Annotated in this window: 20 protein-coding genes; 4 read left to right on the top strand and 16 right to left on the bottom strand. The window is 56.8% G+C overall.

Translation table 11 applies throughout. The features are described 5' to 3' along the window. Nucleotides 1-86: 86 nt before the first annotated feature. From B5F35_RS11280 to B5F35_RS11210, 14 genes are all read right to left on the bottom strand, one after another. Nucleotides 87-464: a TIGR02530 family flagellar biosynthesis protein gene (locus tag B5F35_RS11280; RefSeq protein ID WP_087241009.1), complete on the bottom strand. Its 378-nt coding sequence runs from the start codon at nt 462-464 to the stop codon at nt 87-89. A gap of 27 nt (nt 465-491) precedes the next feature. Continuing rightward, nucleotides 492-1,127, bottom strand: coding sequence for a flagellar hook assembly protein FlgD (locus B5F35_RS11275; protein ID WP_242969497.1), 636 nt, complete (start codon nt 1,125-1,127; stop codon nt 492-494). A gap of 2 nt (nt 1,128-1,129) precedes the next feature. Continuing rightward, on the bottom strand, nt 1,130-2,281 hold the full coding sequence (locus tag B5F35_RS11270; RefSeq protein ID WP_087241007.1) for a flagellar hook-length control protein FliK: 1,152 nt from the start codon (nt 2,279-2,281) through the stop codon (nt 1,130-1,132). Between the two features lie 45 nt (nt 2,282-2,326). Continuing rightward, nucleotides 2,327-2,776 (bottom strand): flagellar export protein FliJ, encoded by a 450-nt coding sequence (fliJ, locus tag B5F35_RS11265; RefSeq protein ID WP_087241006.1) that lies wholly within the window; start codon nt 2,774-2,776, stop codon nt 2,327-2,329. 51 nt (nt 2,777-2,827) lie between these two features. Next, the gene (locus B5F35_RS11260) at nt 2,828-4,129 is read right to left on the bottom strand and encodes a FliI/YscN family ATPase (protein WP_087241004.1); all 1,302 of its coding nucleotides are present in this window, start codon (nt 4,127-4,129) and stop codon (nt 2,828-2,830) included. A 36-nt stretch (nt 4,130-4,165) separates the two neighbouring features. After that, entirely contained in the window at nt 4,166-4,993 is an 828-nt protein-coding gene (locus B5F35_RS11255) for a FliH/SctL family protein (RefSeq protein ID WP_087241002.1), read from the bottom strand. Beyond that, a complete protein-coding gene (fliG, locus tag B5F35_RS11250) occupies nt 4,986-6,032 on the bottom strand; it encodes a flagellar motor switch protein FliG (RefSeq protein ID WP_087241000.1) in 1,047 nt (348 codons plus the stop codon). Before fliG ends, B5F35_RS11255 begins: the two co-directional genes overlap by 8 nt. After that, a complete protein-coding gene (gene fliF, locus B5F35_RS11245; RefSeq protein WP_242969496.1) occupies nt 6,029-7,627 on the bottom strand; it encodes a flagellar basal-body MS-ring/collar protein FliF in 1,599 nt (532 codons plus the stop codon). The genes fliG and fliF overlap by 4 nt, the downstream gene beginning before the upstream one ends. Before the next feature lie 49 nt (nt 7,628-7,676). Beyond that, nucleotides 7,677-7,988, bottom strand: coding sequence for a flagellar hook-basal body complex protein FliE (gene fliE / locus B5F35_RS11240; RefSeq protein WP_242969495.1), 312 nt, complete (start codon nt 7,986-7,988; stop codon nt 7,677-7,679). 54 nt (nt 7,989-8,042) lie between these two features. Further along, on the bottom strand, nt 8,043-8,489 hold the full coding sequence (flgC, locus tag B5F35_RS11235; protein ID WP_087240998.1) for a flagellar basal body rod protein FlgC: 447 nt from the start codon (nt 8,487-8,489) through the stop codon (nt 8,043-8,045). Between the two features lie 17 nt (nt 8,490-8,506). After that, the gene (flgB, locus tag B5F35_RS11230) at nt 8,507-8,893 is read right to left on the bottom strand and encodes a flagellar basal body rod protein FlgB (protein WP_087240996.1); all 387 of its coding nucleotides are present in this window, start codon (nt 8,891-8,893) and stop codon (nt 8,507-8,509) included. A 445-nt stretch (nt 8,894-9,338) separates the two neighbouring features. Beyond that, complete coding sequence (locus B5F35_RS11220) at nt 9,339-9,941, bottom strand: PilZ domain-containing protein (protein WP_162611407.1); 603 nt, start codon at nt 9,939-9,941, stop codon at nt 9,339-9,341. Continuing rightward, the gene (locus B5F35_RS11215) at nt 9,934-10,329 is read right to left on the bottom strand and encodes an EscU/YscU/HrcU family type III secretion system export apparatus switch protein (RefSeq protein ID WP_087240990.1); all 396 of its coding nucleotides are present in this window, start codon (nt 10,327-10,329) and stop codon (nt 9,934-9,936) included. Before B5F35_RS11215 ends, B5F35_RS11220 begins: the two co-directional genes overlap by 8 nt. Continuing rightward, entirely contained in the window at nt 10,316-11,755 is a 1,440-nt protein-coding gene (locus tag B5F35_RS11210; protein WP_206424041.1) for a hypothetical protein, read from the bottom strand. The genes B5F35_RS11215 and B5F35_RS11210 overlap by 14 nt, the downstream gene beginning before the upstream one ends. Before the next feature lie 227 nt (nt 11,756-11,982). Between B5F35_RS11210 and B5F35_RS11205 the strand changes: the two genes are divergently transcribed. The 4 genes from B5F35_RS11205 to cheB are packed head-to-tail and all read left to right on the top strand — an operon-like array spanning nt 11,983 to nt 16,615. Continuing rightward, the gene (locus B5F35_RS11205; protein WP_087240988.1) at nt 11,983-14,088 is read left to right on the top strand and encodes a chemotaxis protein CheA; all 2,106 of its coding nucleotides are present in this window, start codon (nt 11,983-11,985) and stop codon (nt 14,086-14,088) included. Nucleotides 14,089-14,147: 59 nt separating this feature from the next. After that, nucleotides 14,148-14,627 (top strand): chemotaxis protein CheW, encoded by a 480-nt coding sequence (locus B5F35_RS11200; RefSeq protein WP_242969494.1) that lies wholly within the window; start codon nt 14,148-14,150, stop codon nt 14,625-14,627. Between the two features lie 55 nt (nt 14,628-14,682). Next, nucleotides 14,683-15,510 carry a CheR family methyltransferase gene (locus B5F35_RS11195; protein WP_275532262.1) on the top strand — a complete coding sequence of 276 codons (828 nt, stop codon included), beginning with the start codon at nt 14,683-14,685 and terminating at the stop codon, nt 15,508-15,510. A gap of 46 nt (nt 15,511-15,556) precedes the next feature. Further along, the gene (gene cheB, locus B5F35_RS11190) at nt 15,557-16,615 is read left to right on the top strand and encodes a protein-glutamate methylesterase/protein-glutamine glutaminase (RefSeq protein ID WP_087240986.1); all 1,059 of its coding nucleotides are present in this window, start codon (nt 15,557-15,559) and stop codon (nt 16,613-16,615) included. A gap of 79 nt (nt 16,616-16,694) precedes the next feature. Here cheB and B5F35_RS11185 read toward each other — a convergent pair whose 3' ends face one another. Together B5F35_RS11185 and B5F35_RS11180 are read right to left on the bottom strand one after the other, a co-directional pair. Continuing rightward, the gene (locus B5F35_RS11185) at nt 16,695-17,480 is read right to left on the bottom strand and encodes an alkaline phosphatase family protein (protein WP_162611406.1); all 786 of its coding nucleotides are present in this window, start codon (nt 17,478-17,480) and stop codon (nt 16,695-16,697) included. Nucleotides 17,481-17,568: 88 nt separating this feature from the next. Further along, nucleotides 17,569-18,876, bottom strand: a complete 1,308-nt coding sequence (locus B5F35_RS11180; protein ID WP_087240982.1) for a CapA family protein — start codon at nt 18,874-18,876, stop codon at nt 17,569-17,571. Nucleotides 18,877-19,208: the final 332 nt, after the last annotated feature.

Genomic DNA, 19,208 nt, shown 5'->3' with positions numbered 1-19,208 from the left:
CCTTCTTTCTCTATACTCCGGCGCCGCCGGGAGACTGCCAGTCGGGCAGTTCCCAGAGCGTCCTGCTATGGTCCCGCTCTCTGTTGTTACAGGATCACGGCGCCATCAATGTTTGTAAAAACGTTCTCCTTCATCTCGTCCTGCCGCATCAGGGTAATCACCTTGTGGTTCGGAACATTGATGATAAAGGCAAGGCTTCGGTCCAGTGCAAGGATGTTCGTCGCACCCTTCGCTTCCGCCTTTTCCACGGAGTCGTTCAGCTTATCCATCAGAGTGGGGGTCATTTCGATCCCACGCTCCTGTGCGCGTTCCATCGCATGGCGGGACAGGTTTACCTGCCGGTTCCCGGCATCCTGCATGGTCTGCCGCAGCAGAGCCTCAAAGCCGGATCCCCTCGCAGGACTGGTTTCCTGCCCGGTGACGGGCATCCGCCCGGTCAACGCCTGAATTTCAGGGATCAGCATCCTCCCGCCTCCTCTCGTTTCCTTCTGTCAGACGCCTTCTGTTGTAGTGTCGCCGCCGTCACCCGTTCCGGTGCCGCCGCCGTCACCACCTTCACCGCCGTCTCCTCCTTCGCCGCCCTCACCGGGCTCTTCGGGAATCTCCGGCAGCGTGCCGACTGCCATCAGATTGCTCAGCGGATACATTTCGCCGTCCACAAAAATCACCTGCATGCCCTGGTATGTACCGGTACCGGTGACTGTGCCGACAATTTCCTCAATCTCGTTGTCGTCGTTCAGCTTGCCGACTGTTACGGTCTTGCCGACCAGAGAAGCGGCATAGTTGAGCGCCGTCGCATCCGCGACCGTCTGCATGCTCGTCTGAAGGGAGGCCATCATCTGCACAGTGGACATCTGCACCAGCTGCTCCAGCATTGCGGTACTGTCCATGGCGTTATCCATGGTCTGGTTCTGGAGCTGGGCCACCATCAGCTGTAAGTAATCCGTGAAGTCCAGGCCTAAATCTTCGCCGGGCTGGTTGACTTCAATGCCTTCCTGGTCCAGCCATTCCTGAAAATCATCGTCTACCTTGGTGTTCGAACCGGAATTCGTCTTTTTGTATGCCGAAGAAGCCAGCGTTTCCAACCCCATCGGCATAAAATCAGTTGCCAATGCGTTCACCCCCACATTCAGTCATCCTGCGTCTCGACGGAGAAGAGTCCCAGGCGGAGCTGCTGTAAAAAGTCCTCCGTGCTCTGCCGGTGCTCCTGCTGCTCCCGCTGCTGTCCGCCGTGATTCTGTCCGTCGTCCTGATCCGGATGCTGCCACTGCTGATTTTCCTGCTGCGGCTGCCGTACCTCAACGCGGACCTCACCTTGGTTGTTGTTCTGCAGCATCAGTCCCAGCGTGCTGGAATGCTCGCTCAGAAGGCGCGCCGCGCTTTCTGTCTCTGTGTGAAGCACCACATGGAGGGAACCATCCTGACTGCGGGTCATTTCCACAACCACGCTGCCCAGATTTTCCGGGTTCAGACGGATTTCCACCCGCTGCTCACCCTGCGAAAGTGCCTTTTCGACGTTCTGCGTCAGCTTTGCGTCAAAATCGGGCTGCTGTGTATCAATGGTATCACCGTTGCCTACCTTTACAGGCATGTTTTCCGTGTCAGAGAAGAACGGCTGCTGTGCGGTTGTGACCGCTGCCTGCGCGTCGGGATCGCTGGAATCGTCCTGCGCCGTCTGTGCAAAGGTCTCGGCCTGTGCCTGCTGGCTTTCGGGCTTTGCCTGCACAGTCTGCACCTCCACGGGCTCGGCCTGCGTTTCCGCCTGCTGCACGGGAGACTGCTGCACCGCTGCCTGCTGTTCGGGAAGCTGCTGCTGTGCCGCCGCCTGCTGTGCCATGCCGTTTGCCGCGACAGGCTGTTCCACCGCGGCGTTGGCCGCGTTCACAGGATTGGCCGCCTGCTGCGTAACATCCTGCACGGAAACCAGCTGCAAGCCGTTCGGCGATTCCTGCACCAGCGCGATGTCAAGCACCTGCACATAGGTGAGGTTCCCTGCCGCTGCCTGCATGGCTGCGGACTGCTGTGCCGCCCCGGCATCCTTCGCGGGCTCCTCCGTCTTTCCGGCGGAATCGTCCGTCTCCGTTCCCTGCGGCTTCTCGGAATCCTTCGAGTCCTGCGTTTTCTGGGAGTTCTGCGAGTCCTGCGCTCTCTTGTCCTCCATCAGGGTTTTAAAATCCTGTCCGGACTCCGACGCCTGCTGGGAAGGAACCTGCGGGATCGTATTCTGGGCGATCTGCGCGGCTGCAAGGCTCATCTGCATAACCAAATCCATTGCGTTCATATTCTTTCACCTCCTTTCGCTGTCTTTGCATCTATCTGTTCTGGATCAGGAGGCATGCGCGGCGGCGCGCTGGGCGGAAACCAGCTCGTCGATGAACTGCTCCTCACTTTTCTGCACGCCCTTGCGATAATCCTCCAGCTTCTTTTCCTTCAGCTTTTCAATGGTTGCGGTATCCTGACGGGCAGCCACAAGCTCTTTGCGCTTCGCTTCCGCCTGATCCTGGTATTCCTTGAGCAGCGTTTCCTCACGCTGGATCTCCATTTCCAGAAAGCGCAGGCCGCTTTCATACCGGCGGGCCTCCACAATCGTCATACCGAAGGCTTCCTTCTCCCGAAACTCCTGATTCAGATCGGCGTAGCGCTGCCACGCGGCCCGCACCCGCTCCTCCTGCTGCCGTACCTTTGCCGTCAGCGCCGCGTACTCATTCTGGATGCCTTCGAGTACCTGCTGCTTGTAGCTGAGTACGGAGTCAAGGCTGAACTGGAATTTCTTCATGACTGCAATCACCTGGCTTTTCTAAATTGAAATCAGAGGGCTGGACGCTCGCTACATGAGCGCGCGCATCAGATTGAGATCTTCCTCGTAGGAGAACGATTCGTTGACCCCCTGCATCAGGAAACGGTTGATCCCGTCGATCTTGCCCAGCGCATAGTCCAGCTTGGGGTTTGTTCCCGCCTTGTACGCGCCGATGGACACCAAATCGGCATTTTTCTCATAGACACCCATCACGTCACGGATTCGGGCGGAAAGCTGCCGGTGTTCCTCCGGCACAATATCGACCATCAAACGCGAGATGCTCGCGCTGACGTCAATTGCCGGGAAATGGTTGCTGTTAGCCAGCCGCCGCGAAAGGACGATATGACCGTCGAGAATACCGCGCACGGTATCCGCAATCGGCTCGTTTGTGTCGTCACCTTCCACCAGCACCGTATAGACGCCTGTGATGGAGCCCTTCTGAAAGTTGCCGCTTCGTTCGAGCAGCTTCGGGAGCTCCGCGTAAATCGAAGGTGTATAGCCGCGCGCCACAGGAGGCTCTCCTACAGCCAAGCCAATCTCACGCTGCGCCATGGCGAAACGTGTCAGCGAGTCCATCATAAGCAGCACGTCGTAGCCCTGGTCCCGGAAATACTCCGCGATACCGGTAGCAACAGACGGGCAGCGCTTGCGCAGCATAGCAGGCTGGTCCGATGTGGCCACCACCAGAATCGAGCGGCGCATGCCCTCCGGACCGAGATCCTTTTCCATGAACTCGAGCACCTCACGGCCACGTTCGCCCACAAGGGCAATGACGTTGATATCGGCCTTGACGTTCTTCGCGATCATGCCCATGAGCGTACTTTTGCCGACGCCTGAGCCGGCGAAGATGCCGATACGCTGGCCCTTGCCGATCGTCAGCATCCCGTCAATGGCTTTCACGCCGAATTCCATGCGCTCGCGGATTGGCGGGCGCGCCATGGGGTTGATATATTCGCTTCCGTCCACACAGAACGGCGTTCCGCCGTGAAAGGGGCCCTTGCCGTCAATAGGCTGGCCCAGAGCGTTGATTACGCGCCCCTTGAGGAAGGGGCCCATCATCAGACTCAGCCGGTGGCCGGTGTTGCGCACAAAGTTGCCGGCGGAAATACCGTCCATGTTGGAGTACGGCATCAGAAGGATATGGTCGTTTTTGAAGCCGACCACCTCCGCCATAACCTGTCCGCCGGATTCTCCGCTGTAAATCCGGCAGATATCCCCGATCGCCGCACGGCCTCCGGAGGCTTCGATCGACATGCCAACGATGTTTTCAATCTTGCCGGTATAGCTGATCGTCTCCGCGTTTTTTATCTGGCGGATCATCGTCTCAAACATGGGCTTGGGCCTCCTTTCCGGTAGTTTTGGGGATTTTCAGCTCTCGTGCATAATATCGCGGATGTTTTGCAGCTGAGTGGAAACACTGGCGTCAATAATCTCGTCCGGCATCTCGATGATGCAGGTTCCGGATTCGTCGTCCGCCATGGGAATGATGCGAATATGGTCCGACAGGCTGGCCAGCGCCACCGTCAGCTCCGGGGTAATCTCCGCAAGAGCTGGGGCGTCGCAGCCACCTACGTAAATGTGAACCCATTCGCGGCGTTTCATCTTCTCGGTGACAACCTGGATCATCCGGGCAATTACCTCGCTGCTGCTTTTGAGGCTGATGTGAATCACCTTTTCCGCAATGGAGACGCTCAGCTCGCACAGCTCGCTGCGTGTCTCGCGGATCATCTCTTCCCTTGCCAGCGTAGCCTTTTTGAGAAAATCTGCGATTTCCTCAGCCTGCTCCCGCAGCTGAGCGTCCAGACTAGCTTTTGCCTCCACGGACGCTTTGGAAAGACCCTCCGCATAGCCCTGGCGGTATCCCTCCGCCTTGGCTTCCTCGCGGGCATTTTCGATCTCAGCCTCTGCCTCCCGCATCCGCTCCTGGACTAGCTCCTGCGCACGCTGTTCGGCATCTTCCACAATCTTCTGGGCCTGCACGGCGGCAAACCCGATGGTCTGCTCCGCTTCGGACTCTTTTTTCGCCCCGGACTCCTGTTCCGCTCCGGCGTTTTCCGCCTCGGCGGGGCCGTCCTCCTCCCGTTCCGGTTCCCCGGGCTCCTGCTCCTCCGGGAGATCGTCCTCAAGCTCCTCCGCCTTCGGGAAGATATAGGATGTGACCGCCGATTTGCGGAGCTGCTTGAAGATGTTAGGCAATGATATCGTCCTTCTTTCCCTTGATAATGATCAGCTCGTTCTTCTCCTCGAGCATACGAATCACATTCTCAATGCGCTGCTGTGCCTCTTCCACGTCACGCACACGCACGTTGGTGGTAATTTCGAGGTCGTCGCGGATGCTCTGTGCCATACGGCTGGACATATTGGAGAAGATCTTCTGTGCGACCTCCTCGGTCGTTCCCTTGAGGGCCAGCACCAGGTCCTTCTGCTCGCACTCGCGCAGGAAGCGCTGCACGGAACGGTCGTCCATGGTGATGATATCCTCGAAAACGAACATACGCTTGCGGATTTCCTCGGCCAGCTCGGCATCCTTGCGCTCCAGGCGATCGAAAATGGCGCGCTCGCTCGAGCGGTCCAAGTTGTTCATGACGTCCGCCACATAATCGATGCCGCCGACCTTGACATTGGTTGCCGACATCATGGTAGTAAATTTCTTCTCCATTTCGGATTCAACGATCTTAACGGCGGACGGAGCGGCGCTGTCCATTGTGGCAATGCCCTCCACAACCTTTACGCGGACCTCGGGATCGAGATCCTGAATGACGGCCGCCGCCTTATCCGGCTCCACATAGGAGAGAACCAGGGCGATGGTCTGGGGCCGCTCATATTGCAGAGCCGCCAGAAGCGACTTTGCATCCACATTATCCAGGAAGGAAAACTTCCTGTTCTTGAGGGATTTCGTTACTTTTTCCAGCAGGCTGTCTGCCGTCTGCTGGCCGAACGCACGCTCCAGAACGGCGCGCGCATACTCCATTCCGCCCTCTGTAACTGCCTTGTTCGTCAGGCACATCTGGTAATATTCATCCAGAATGCCTTCCGTCTGGTCAGGGTCGATGTAGCCGAGCTTCGCGATCTCCATGGTGAGACGCTCGACGTCCTGAGGGGTCATGTATTTATACAGCTGCGATGCCTTATCCATTCCCAGCGAGACGATAACGGCGGCAGCCTTCTGCTGCTTGGTCAGCTTTCTGGCAGCATTTTTTACCTTTACGTCAGATGCTATCTCAGCCACACTCATTCATCCCCTTCCTTGAGCCAGTTCTTCACCATCTGGGCTGCAATCTCGGGATTATTCTCGGCGAACTTGCGGACATCCTTGCGAAGCTGCATGCTCTTCTCCGTGCGCAGCTCGGAGATATCCGGCCCGTTCTGCACCTCGGGCAGAGGCACATTCGGCGCCAGGAGATCCTGAGCAGCCTCTGCCTCACGGCGCTTGCGGCGCTTATGGCTGATCACAAGGATCAGGGTGAGCAGAAGCAGGAAGAGAACCAAGCCGCCCGCAGCCGCGATAAGGATCCATTCTCTCGAGACATTATCCGGCAGCGCAATCGGGGAGGTGGTCTCCTCATAGAAGGGCTCCACCACGATGGAAATCTTGTCATCCTGCACGTCCGGCGAGATTCCCGCCGCGCGCGCGATATGCTGGGTCAGGCTCTGCACGTCAACGTTGCCCGCCGTCGTGCGGTTAATGGTGACGGAAACCATCACATCCTCGATGGTGCCGCCCTGCTGCTCCACCTGCTGGATCTCCTGATCCACCAGATAGTTCTTGTCCTCGGAGGAGCTGATCAGCGTTTCGTCGCCGTTGGCCTGAAGCTGTTCATCCACATAGGTGTTCAGGTCGGAGTTGGTTTCCGTGCCGGCCACACCGCCTGCGGTGTCATCCTGTCCGCGGATCACTTCCTTATCCGTGGTCTGCGAACCCACAATGCCTTCGCCGTTGGTGCTGCCGTCCTGCGCCCAGTCCTCCGTGCTGTAGTTCGTGGACTCGGTCACGCGGCGATCCACGTCGACCACACTGTTGACGCTCACGGTGAAGTTGTTCTCACCGTAGAGAGGCGAGAGGATCTGGAAGATGTTTGTGCGGATGAGGTTGTTCACCTGCTCCTCAAGCTGAAGCTTGAGAGCCGAGGCATCCTGCGTGTCTCCGATCCCATCCCCGCCGGAATAGCTGTTGCCATAGGAATCGACGATGCTCACATTGTCAATCTCAAGCCCTTTGACCGCATGGCTGACGAGATTGCGGATCGCCGTAACCTGTGTGCCGGAAAGCTTCTTTCCGTTCTCCATGATAATCATCACGGATGCCTTGGCCTCGAGCACATTGCTCTTGTCCAGCACGTAGGTGTTGTCCTCCTGCGGCGTGAGCTGCACGGTAGCGTCGCTCACCCCGTCGAAGCAGCGCAGCGTGGCCTCGATGCTGTCCTCCAGATCGTAGAGCATGAGACTCGTCCGCTCCGACTCCGTCGTAAGGTTGTTTACATTGTCAAAATAGGTGGAATGGGCGTATCCCGACGTCGGGTAGCCCTGCAAGACGAGATCCGCCTTGAGCTGATATTCCTGACTTGACGGCACCATAATGGTGTCGCTGCCGCTGATCCGGTAATCTGTCACGCCGTTGTCCGAAAGATAGGAGACGATTTCCGTCATCTCCGTCTGGCTCAGGCCCGTAAACAGAACGGAATATGGCTGCTTAAGAGTGACAGCGGTGATAACGCCGATCACAATCAGGACCGCCAGCAGCACGGATCCCAGGAGGATTTTCATTTTTTTCGTGGCGGCTTTCCACCAGTCCTTTGCCTTTCCGGGAATCCCCTTTAGCTTTTCCTGCACCACTGTCACCCCTAGTTTTCGTTTCTATGATCTGCCTGTTTCATGGAAATCAGATGCTCATCCTGCTCAGCTCACTGTAAGCGTCCAGTGCCCTGTCGCGTACCTGCACCAGAAGGCTGGTTGCCACCTGGTATTTGTAGGCAGCGATCGACCATTCCGCGGGATTGTCCAGCTGGCCTGTCGCCAGGAGATATTGCTTTTCGGTCTTTACGGCATCGGTTTCCTGTACATTGTCGATCAAGGAATTAAAAATATCCGAAAACATCGTGGGCTGCTCCGAGGAGCTCTTTTCCCCGCTCACACCGGAGGTGAGCTGAGACGGCCACAGCATCTGGATCGACTGGATCGGCTGAAAGTTCATGTCTTATTCCTTCCCTTTCCTCATTCACAAACACAAAACAAAAAAGGCCTCAGCTCACTGAGCGATTTCAAGGCCCTTGGCAATCACCTGCTTGAGCACGTTGAACGCCGTAACGTTCGCGGAATAGGCCTGATTGGCTGCCATCGCATCGGAAATCTCCTTGACGAGATCCACATTCGGCAGTTCTACATAGCCATCCTCGTTCGCGTCAGGATTCTCCGGATCGTAGCTGAGCTTGAAATCCGACTCATCCTCGACGATCTCCGCCACGCGCACGCCTCCTTCGGCGGAGCTGCGGCGGCCCATAGCCTTGTCCAGCGCCTGACGGAACGGGGAATTGGAGTTTTCCTCCTCCAGCACCACCATCTTGCGCCGGTAGGGTCCGCCGCCCTCGGTACGGGTCGTGTTGATGTTCGTCACATTTTCAGAAATCACGTCCAGCCGCTGCTGCTGTGCCGTAAGGCCGGACCCTACCACATTGACAGAACTGAGAAATGCCATCTTTAAAATCCCCTCCTTTATCCGCGGATCGCTGTCATCAAAACAGAAAAATCACTGGAAATGGCTTTCATCACATACTGCTGCTGGTAACCGTTTCGTACCATCTCCACCATTTGTTCTGTGACATTGACGCCATTGTCATCCATCCGTGTGCTCTCGTTATCCGCCTCATGGGTTTCAATCTGAGCGTCCAGAATCGCCTCGCGCACCTGCGCAGTCGATCCGTTTTTCTTAACAGAGGAACGGATGGCATTTTCCAGTGATTCCTCAAAAGTAGCATATTTCGTTTTGTAGCCTGGTGTCTCCACATTTGACAGGTTGTCCAGGATACAGCTTTGTTTCGTCCAAAGGAACTGCAGAGAGCGCTCCATCATCAGCATGGAGTTGCTGGTCAACATATCCATGGTATTCTCCCCTTCTCGTTGGTGAATGGATTGGCAGATAAAAGGATCTGAGGGAGCCGGCCTTTCCTCCGCGGAGAAGGTCGCATAACGACAGGATCTGACAAAACCATTACAGAAATTATAACTCAGTTGCTTCAAATCCGCAAGTGCTTTATCCTGAAAAATATCAGATTGGAAAGAATCACATATTTTCCCGCAAACTTTTTCCACTTCCTTTTCATCGCGAAGCACATCCATTTTCTTTTTTGGGAAAACCATACCTATTTATATGCGTGGCCTGTAATATGTAATACCGGGCTTTTCAGCTGAAAGTAATTTTTACCCTTAAAAGGTAATTAAAGGTAAAAATGTATGTATATGATTAAATGCCCAAAATAGCAATATACACAAAAATCCAGGCAGGCCTCTAAAAAAGCCTGCCTGGATTTTTGCAACATGCACAAATTCAAAAAGAAGGAAGGGTATCAGCAGACACGCGATCCAATTCCAGCTGGAGACCAAATACCGCCTCCCGCACCATACTTTCCTCCTCGTGCACCATTTCCTGGAACTCAGCCGCGTAGGGAATACCATCCTCGCCCGCTTCTCCCGCACGCAGGATTTTCAGCTTCAGCACCAGAGGCTCCGTGGTGACCGGAATCACAATCTCACAGATCTCCCCCACCTTGAGCTGCTTCTCAGAGAGGAAAGCAATGCCTCCGCAGCTCAGGTCACGGCTCACAATCGCCGCCCTTCCTTTCCAGGAACCGGAAATGGGATACAGGAAGCTTTCAAAGCGGACCGGAATCCGCAGATTCTGCCGGATCCCAGAGTCGAGCATGCGCACCATCTCAAACTCCGCCGACTCCCCTCGGCCCCGCAGGAAGCGGACCTCGGCGAAATTGCCGTCGCGGATTCCCATCAGCTGGAACAGCTCTCCCGGCACCAGCTTTTCGGCGTCCTCCTCGTGTTCCAGCTCCATCCGGCAGACGCCTCCGTGCAGCGCCTGGCGCATCGTGCCCCTCATCAGAGGCTTGCCGGAGCTGTCCAGAATCAAATATTTATGCATTGGTTGCTCCTCCTTCCGCCTGCGCGTTCTCTTCCTGCTGCTGTGCCTGTGCAGCATTCTGCCTGCGTTCCCTCCGGTATTTTTCGGGATCGGAAGGATCGAACTTCAAAAAATACAGATAGATTTCGACGATCGCCTGATACAGTTCCTCCGGAATCTCCTTTCCCAGCTCCAGCTGAGAAAGGACTGTTGCGAGGGAATTATCCTCGTATACAGGGACGCCTGCTTCGGACGCTGTCTCCACAATCCGCTCCGCCATATATCCCATTCCCGACGCCACGATAACCGGAGCTCCGTTTGTGGGGTCATAGCGCAGGGCAACCGCGCGATCCGCGGGCTGACCCGTGTTCTGGTTTTCCTGTGCCTGCTGGCCGTTAGATTTTGACATTGATGCTCCGCTTCCCTTCAAACAGATCCGGGAATACCTCCGTCAGCGTCAGAGGACGTTTTTCCTCCAGCACGCGGACATTTCTTCCCGGCAAGCCGTGTGATTTCAAAATTTCCAGCAAATCCTCCGCGATGACGGAGGAATGATCCGTAACGCCGGACGGGCCGTACACGTCCACATCGACACGCCCCTTTGCCGCCGCCAGCGTCATTTCCACAAAACCGAGCGATTCCACGTCCATCTTGAAGAGGAACTGAATTTTTCTCTCCCCCTGCTGCCCGTTTTCGCCCTTTTCCTCCGCGTCCGGGTCCACCCAGAATTCGGAGTACATCTTTTTCCCCTCGTATTCCAGGGGCATCAAAAGGTGATTGAGCGGCATGAATACGCTCTCATTGACCATCATCGCCCGCACAATCTCCTGGAACGCCTCCCGCATATCCGTGCCAAGCTCTCCTCTGAGCGCACGCGACGCCATGTGGGCCAGCTGCTGGGCAAACTGATTCGATTCAGCCGCCTGCGCGAAGCTGTTGTCCCTCAAAAGCTTCTGCGCGGCCTCATCGTCAAGCTGGGAGAGGCCCGCCAGCGCATCCCCGCACGCCCCAAGCTGCCGGAAAGCCATCATAAGGCCCTCCTCGGAGCCGTTTTCATAGCGCGCCACATCGAGCATGAGCATGCTCAAAAACGTCCGCACGCTTCCCAAATCGTGGAAACGGCTGATGTACGAACCGAGATACGGTAAGATCCCGCCCTGCAAAAGCTGCAGGTTCCCCGCGCGATCTCCCGCCGCCAGGCCGTTTTTCAGCTGGCCGATCATCTCGGAGAGCTGGCCCTTCCAGCTTTCCGGGAGGCGGTCGGAGATCTGCCGGAGCATGTCGAGCATATGGCGGCCGATGTGCTCCGTGGAAGAAAAATCGCTGTACCGCTTCGCAAAGGCAAGGATCGCGTCGCGCACCCCTTCGCTGCCGGATCGCTGATAAGCCTGGCGCAAAAGCGCGAACAGCGGGCCGCCGAATCGGGTCCCCGAGCGCACCTGCGCCAGAAAGAAGCTGCGGAATTCCTCCGCGTCCATACGGAACATCTGGAGCAGGGAGGCAAGCTCCTGCGCCACGCCCGCGTCGAGCCCCGGCGCGGACACCATCGTCTGGAACAGGGTCACAGCCTTGGAAAGCTCCGCGGTGAGCTCCGGCATCTCCCGCAGCTGCTGGAGAAACACCTGAAGGTTGGAATCATACCGCAGGCTGCCCGAGTTCAGGGCATTGCCCGCGTCCTGCTGCTCCGTCCTGTTGTCGGGGCGGACCACCCGGTTCGGATCCGCCACATTCTGCACAAGCGAATTGTCCGGTCTCTGCGCGCCGGGCAGGGGCCGGTTGTTGATGGTATTATCGTAATTGGGGACGGGATTGGTCACCCCCAAAAGATTTGGCATATGTGGTCATCCTTTCCTCTCTCTTCACACATGTGTGCACAATGGGAATCTGTGCGCAGCGAGTAGTAATTTTAGAATTTATATGTTATAATTTAGAAAGATTGTACCAAGCCGTCCGGCTGAGCGGTGGGAAATACAGAATTGTTCCGCGCCGCCCTTAATTTTTCCGCCGGTTTGGTCGACATATAGTAATAAGAATGCTGATTATGCAAAAGGATGGATGGATCATGAGCGCTAATAACGACAGCCTTCTTGAGGCTTACCTCTTTGAAACCGGTTCCCTTCTGGAGCAGCTTGACAATCTTGTTCTTGCCGCCGAGGATAAGGACAGCTTTTCCGAGGACGATATCAACACGATTTTCCGAATCATGCATACCATTAAAGGCTCCAGCGCCATGATGGAATACAACTCCCTGATGACGATTGCACATCGCGTGGAGGATTTGTTCGCCATCATCCGCGATACCTCCATTGACATTGTGCCGGAAAGCCACCGTCCCGAGCTGTTTGATCTGCTGTTCCAAAGCATCGATTTCTTCCGCCAGGAGACAGAGCATCTCGAAAACGGCGAACCGCTTACTGATAATATCGACAGTTTGCTTCAGAAAATTAATAGCTTTATCGAGCAAATTCAGGGAGGCGGCAAGGATCAGCCCGCCGCCGCGGAAAACACCCCGGCGCCAGCCGCGGGCGGACCTGCCGGCGTACCTGGATATCCGTATCTGCTTCAGGTCTTTTTCGATGAGGGCTGCGGCATGGAAAACCTGCGCGCCTTCATGCTGGTCAACGAAATCCGTTCCTTCTGCCAGGAGGATGATTTCAAGTTCCAGCCCGAGGATGTGCAGACCAACCCGGCAACCTCCGCGAAGATCGCGGAAAGCGGATTCCTTCTGTGCTTCCGCAAGCAGGCGGAGCGCGATTCCGCCATTCACAGCGTGACCGGCTCCGGGTTTGTGCGCACCTACCAGACCATTGACCATACCGACGAACCTGCTCCCGCGCAGCAGCCGGAAAAACCGGCCGCCCCTGTGCAGCAGGCAGCTCCCGCGGCTCCTGCCGCTCCCGCCGCCCCCGCTCCGGCCGCGCCTGCCGCCCAGCCGGCGCAGCCCGCAAAGGCCTCTGCTTCCCCGGCCCCGCAGCAGGACAGCGGCGCACGGCATCACAAGGAGAGCCTGATCAGTGTCAACCTGAGCAAGCTTGACCAGCTGGCCGCCGTTGTGGGCGAGATTGTTATCACCGAGTCGATGGTCACCTCCTCCCCCGAGCTCAAGGGCATGAAGCTCGACACCTTCCTCAAATCCGCCCGCCAGCTGCGCAAGCTGACCGACGAGCTTCAGGATGTTTCCATGTCCCTGCGCATGGTCCCTGTCTCCAGCACCTTCCAGAAAATGCACCGCATTGTGCGCGACATGTGCAAGAAGCTGGGCAAGGAAGCGCGTCTGACGCTTGTGGGCGAGGACACCGAGGTTGACAAGACCATCGTGGACAGCATCTCCGACCCGATCATGCACATCGTGCGTAATTCAATGGATCACGGCATCGAGGACACCGAGGATGAGCGCGTGGCCGCCGGCAAGGATCCCGTGGGCGAGATCATCCTCTCCGCGCGCCACACCGGCAGCGAGGTCATCATCGAGATCAAGGATGACGGCCGCGGCGTGGACGACGAGGCCGTGCTGAGAAAGGCCACCAACAACGGCATCGCCTCTCCGGATGTCGAATATTCCCACCGCGAAATCCTCAACTTCCTTCTTGCGCCCGGCTTCTCCACCAACACCGAGGTCACGGAATACTCCGGCCGCGGCGTGGGCATGGACGTTGTCAAACGGAATGTGGAGGATGTGGGCGGCACCGTGTTCATCTCCTCCGAGCAGGGCAAGGGCATGACCACCACACTGAAAATCCCGCTCACCATGGCCATCATGGACGGCATGGAGGTCTCTGTGGGCGATTACATCTTTACCATCCCGATTCACAATATCCGCCAGTCCTTCCGCATCGAAAAGGATGCCTTGATCCGCGACGCGTCCGGCGGCGAGATGTTCAAATGCATGGGTGAGTTTTATCCCGTCGTGCGCATGCGCGATCTGTATCAGATGGACGAGGGCTTCACGGATATTCAGGACGGCATCCTCATGTGGCTGGAATCCGGCGAGCAGTCCTACTGCCTGTTTGTTGACCAGCTTCTGGGCGAACAGCAGGTCGTTGTCAAGCCCCTGCCGTCGTACCTGAACTCCTTCAGCATCAAGCGCAGCGGTATTGCGGGATGCACCATTCTGGGCGACGGAAACATCAGCATCATTCTGGACGTCGCAAACCTTTACCATTCCTGAAAAGTCCCCGCGCCCGGGCGGAAAGCCGGGAAGAATGACTGAATACTGGAGGAATTTCTGTGGCACAAGACGTTTTGTTTGCCGTTGAGGATACGGACGATACCCTTTTGGAAGAGGATCAGCAGGAAACTCTGACAGAAAAATACCTGCTCTTCACCTCTGCCGATCTTCTCTTTGGCGTCCCGTCCGAATATGTGGTGGAAATCATCACCAATCATCCGATCACCAAGCTGCCCCTGGTCCCGACTTATGTGCGGGGGATTATCAATTTGCGCGGCCAGATTATCCCGATTGTCGACACCCGCATCCTGCTCCGCTGCGACGGAGAGGATAACCAGTGCATCATTATCCTGAACATTGACGGCACACTGGTGGGGATTCTGATTGACTCCGTGATGAAAATGGTGGATGTGGACAAAGAATCCCTGCGTCAGGATCTGGCTCAGAAGACACAGAACCTTGTGTCCGGCATGTGCTCGCTTCCGGACGGACAGACCATGCTGGTATTTGACTGCGCGCAGATCCTCAATCAGGTCTGATCGCCGGGCTGCGCCGCTTCTTATTTCTTTATCAATATGGACGGAGGCTTTTGCTTTGCAGGATACGTTTTTTCATGATCTTGAGATATCAGACGCCGATTTTAACCGAATGGTAAATTTCATGCAGAAGGAATACGGGATGGATCTGAGCAAAAAACGGCAGCTCATTTCCAGCCGTCTGTCACATTCGCTGCGTGAGCGCGGATATCGGGACTTTCATTCCTTTGCCGACCATCTGCTTTCCAAAAAGGATGACTCCGAGGTTGAGCTGATCATCAACAAGCTGACCACGAATTATACGTTTTTCCTGCGCGAGAAGGATCATTTCACCTATCTGCAAAACACCATCCTGCCCGAGCTGGTGCGGCGGCATAAAAACGATCGCGTCCTCTCTATCTGGAGCGCAGGCTGCTCGAGCGGCGAGGAACCCTATACCATCTCCATGTGCCTCAAGGAATTTTTCGGAAAGGAAGCTTCCGCGTGGGATACCCGTGTACTTGCCACGGACATCTCCCCGCAGGCCCTGGCCAAGGCCCGGGCGGGCATCTATAAAAAGCCGGCGGACATGCCTGCCGAATGGCTGAACCGCTATTTCACGGAGGACAAGGCGACAGGCCAGTATGCCGTCGTTCCCGCCATCAAAAACAACGTAATTTTCCGCAGCTTCAATCTGATGGATCCCATCCAGTTCCGGCTGAAATTTGACATTATTTTCTGCCGCAACGTTATGATTTATTTTAACGCGAAGACAAGGGACGCCCTGGTGAGCCGTTTCCACGGCGCCATGCTCCCGGCTTCCTATCTGTTTATCAGCCATTCGGAGTCCCTGGGACAGAATCCCCTGTTCCGCATGACGGCTCCGGCTGTTTACCTGAAACGATAAAACCGCGCCCTCTGGCGCCCGAACACGCAAAGAAGGGTGTGTTGCGATGTTTCCCGATAAGAAAATTCGTGTGCTGGTGGTGGACGATTCCGCTCTGGCACGTCAGATGATTGTGGGGGGCCTGTCCAAGGATCCCAATATCGAAGTAGTGGGGTACGCCTTCAACGCCCCCGACGCCAAATCAAAAATTGAGCTGATTAAGCCTGATGTGGTGACGATGGATGTGGAAATGCCCGGCATGAGCGGAATTGACTTTCTCAAGCAGTATCTGCCAAAGCATCCAATCCCCGTCATCCTTGTCTCCTCCCTGAACCTGCGTGTGTTCGACGCACTGGAGGCGGGCGCCGTGGATTTCGTGCGCAAGCCTGACGCGGAGGAGAGCAAGGAAACCTTTTTCCGCGCGCTTCGCCAGCGTATTCGCGCCGCATCCTGCGCCCATGTCCGCCATCGCTCCACGGCCGCTGCCGCCGCTCCCGCGGCGCCGATTGCTCCCCTGGCTTCGGGTACAGGGGCGCTGCATTATCCGGCGAACCAGACCATCATCGGCCTGGGAGCCTCCACCGGGGGCACGGAAGCCACGCTGGATGTGCTCAAGCGGCTGCCTGCCGATATTCCCGGCATGGTTGTGGTGCAGCATATGCCGGTAGGCTTTACGAAAATGTACGCGGAACGGCTCGACAAGATCTGCAAAATGGAGGTTCGCGAGGCCGTGAACGGGGACGAAATCCGTCCCGGCCTAGTGCTGATTGCTCCTGCCGACTTGCAGGTGAAGGTGGTGCGGATGGGCGAACGCTACACGCTCTCCTGCTTCCCCGGAGAAAAAGTCAGCGGCCACCGTCCTTCCGTGGATGCGCTCTTCTCCTCCATGGCTTCCACGGTAAAATGCCATATGGTAGGCATCATCATGACAGGCATGGGACGCGACGGAGCAAGCGGCCTGCTGGCCATGCGCAAGGCGGGCGCGTACACCATCGGCCAGGATCGCGAATCCAGCGTTGTGTATGGCATGCCGATGGTCGCCCACGATATCGGAGCGGTGACGATCCAGGCTTCCTGTGAAAATATCGCCAGCGTACTGATGACGCACCTGAAAACAGGAAAATAAAAACGACACAGCAAAAGCGGCACATGGAATTCCATGCGCCGCCTTTTTCATGTTTTGAGGAAATCCGGCCGGGGCCGGATCAGCGGAGCAGGGTTTTCCCTTCCCACTCCGTGAGCGGATGCAGCTCCAGCAGCGATGCCACTGTCGGCGCAATATCCAAAATGGTAAGCCCCTGGGCCTGCACGCCCGCCTGAAACGGCTCACCCCAGAAAATCATGGGGATTGTCATATCCTCCGGACATTCCGTGCCATGGTTCTGATCGTGCCCGCCATGATCCGCCGTGACGATCAGGGAATATTCCTGCGGCAGCATTTCCTTGATCCTGCGAATGCACTGGGAGGCGTTGGCAATCGCCTGCAAATACGGCTCCGTCATCCATCCATACTGATGTCCGGCAATGTCTGTATATCCCAGGTACAGAAACAGGAAATCGGGGCTTTCCTGCCGGATATAATCTACCGTCCAATCCGTGAGCGTATGTTCGCTCTCCATGGCTTTCTGGTGGTTGGCGGGAACCTCTGTAAAACAGCTGCGTGCCAGGCTGCCTGGCCGGTTCAGATCGCGCAGCTGCTCCCAGTTATAGAACATCGCCGCTTTTTTGAAATAGCGGGCCACCAGATCGCCCAGACTGTCGAACGGGCGCACCATCGGGTGCCAATCGTTGGTGAGAATCCCATGGCGCTGCGGCTGCACGCCGAAAAACAGCGAGGTGTGGCACGGCAGCGTGACAGACGGGAAAACCGTCTGAGCCGAGAAGGATGCCGTGCTTTCCGCCGCCAAATCGCTCAAAAAGGAATCCCCGCACTGCAAAATGCCGTCCGGGCGCATTCCATCCACCAAAACAACAATCGCTTTCTTTTCCATGAACCGAAATCCCCTTTCACGCATTTTTCAAAATCACCGGCAGACTTTCTCACCGCCGCAGCGGGCTGAAAACGCCTTTTGCCGCGCCTTAATCCAGCCTGAGATACTCCGGCGCGACAATCTCCTGCAGCATGGAGCGGACATAGGAGGGCGACACACCGCTCAGGCCGTGGGAAGCGGCAAGCTCATCGGTGTAATCACGCAGGAGGTACAGGCGCATATTGGCATAATAGCGCTCATAGAACATGACGACGGGCGTGGCGGAAATGCCGCCGATCGCAATCGTGCTTTCCCCGCCGGGCTGTGTGGTTTTCGTCACCTCAAAGCCCAGCACAATCCCGACCATATTATCCACCCGATCCTGCGCTGAGACAAAATTCCCCAGGGAATACGCCACCGGTACTTCCCTGCCGTCGGAGGACGTCACTGTCTCGATTGGCTGCGCCACATGCGGATGGGTTCCGATCACGATGTCCGCACCCCAATCGGCCAGCTTCTGCGCGAACGCACGCTGGCCATCCGTCACCTCATGGGTGTTTTCCACGCCCCAATGGGCGCTGACCACCACCACATCGGCCAGTTCATGGGCCCGCTCGATCTGGCGGCGGATTACGTCCTCCTGCGAGGTGTAAATCACGCTCTTTTCGGCCCCCGTCGGTGTGGGAAGGCCATTGGTCATCTCGGTGTAGGCGAGGAAGGCAAAAGAAATCCCGTTATATTCACACACGGGAAAATCCTGCTCATCCCCATAAAGACCGGAGGTGAAGGCATCCTCGGGCATAGAATCCCAGAAACGAAGCGTTGAAGCCAGCCCCTCGCCGTCCTTATCATAAATATGGTTATTGGACAGGAAAAAGCCGCGAAAGCCGATGCGGTACAGCTCCCGAGCACAATCGCCGGGCGTACAGAACCGCGGATACGCGGAAGGCGTCAGCTCATCGCTCATAAGTGTTTCCACGTTGATCAGGTTGAGATCGAAATCCTGATACAGGGAAGCCACGTGCTCATACAGGGCGGCAAAATCATAGCCCTCTTTCCCGGCAGCGGCAGCACGCTTTTTCGCCTGCAAATACAGCCCGTCGTGGATCAGATTATCCCCCGAGGCGGAAACGCGCACAGTGGTTATTTCCGGCTCCGGCTCGGGTTCCGGCTCGGACGAAGGAAGGGACACGGCGTCCGGTGCGGATTCCGGCGGCAGAGAAGAAACCGCCTGTCCGGCCTGAGAGGAGGAAGCCGGTGCGGACGCAGGCGGCGCAGCCGCAGGCACGGTTTCGAGTGAGCCGCCCAGCCAGAAATAGACGCCCGCGCAGACAGCCACAGCACACAGCAGGCTGCATGCCAGCACCGCCCAACCGGTTCCGCGCCGTTTGCGATAGTGATTCGCATTCTTTTTCATGATGCTTCCTCCGTTTTCACAACATCTTTTTTCGTGTGAATCCGCCCTTATTATCTATGACGGGACAAGCTTTGTCAAGTGCCACACGGGGGTGTTTCTGCATAGAATGGATTGGGCGGGGGAGCTCCTCTGCCCGCCGCAAAACTGAAACAGAAGGGTAGCGATTCCATGAATATTTTCCATTGCGAGGAACGCCGCGGCCAGACCTCCTGCGGACACGACTCCTGCTCTCAGGGTGGCTGCGGGCACTCCTGCGGTTCCCAGAGCTGCTGTGAGCCGGGCTGCTCGCACAGCTGCTGCCCGCCGCCTCCCCCGCCCGCTCCGTGCTGCGT

The organism is Anaeromassilibacillus sp. An200 (genome assembly GCF_002160025.1).
GTDB lineage: Bacteria > Bacillota > Clostridia > Oscillospirales > Acutalibacteraceae > Caccousia > Caccousia stercoris.
The sequence above is the reverse complement of the archived record's forward strand: the minus strand, read 5'-3'. Positions and strand labels throughout refer to the sequence as shown.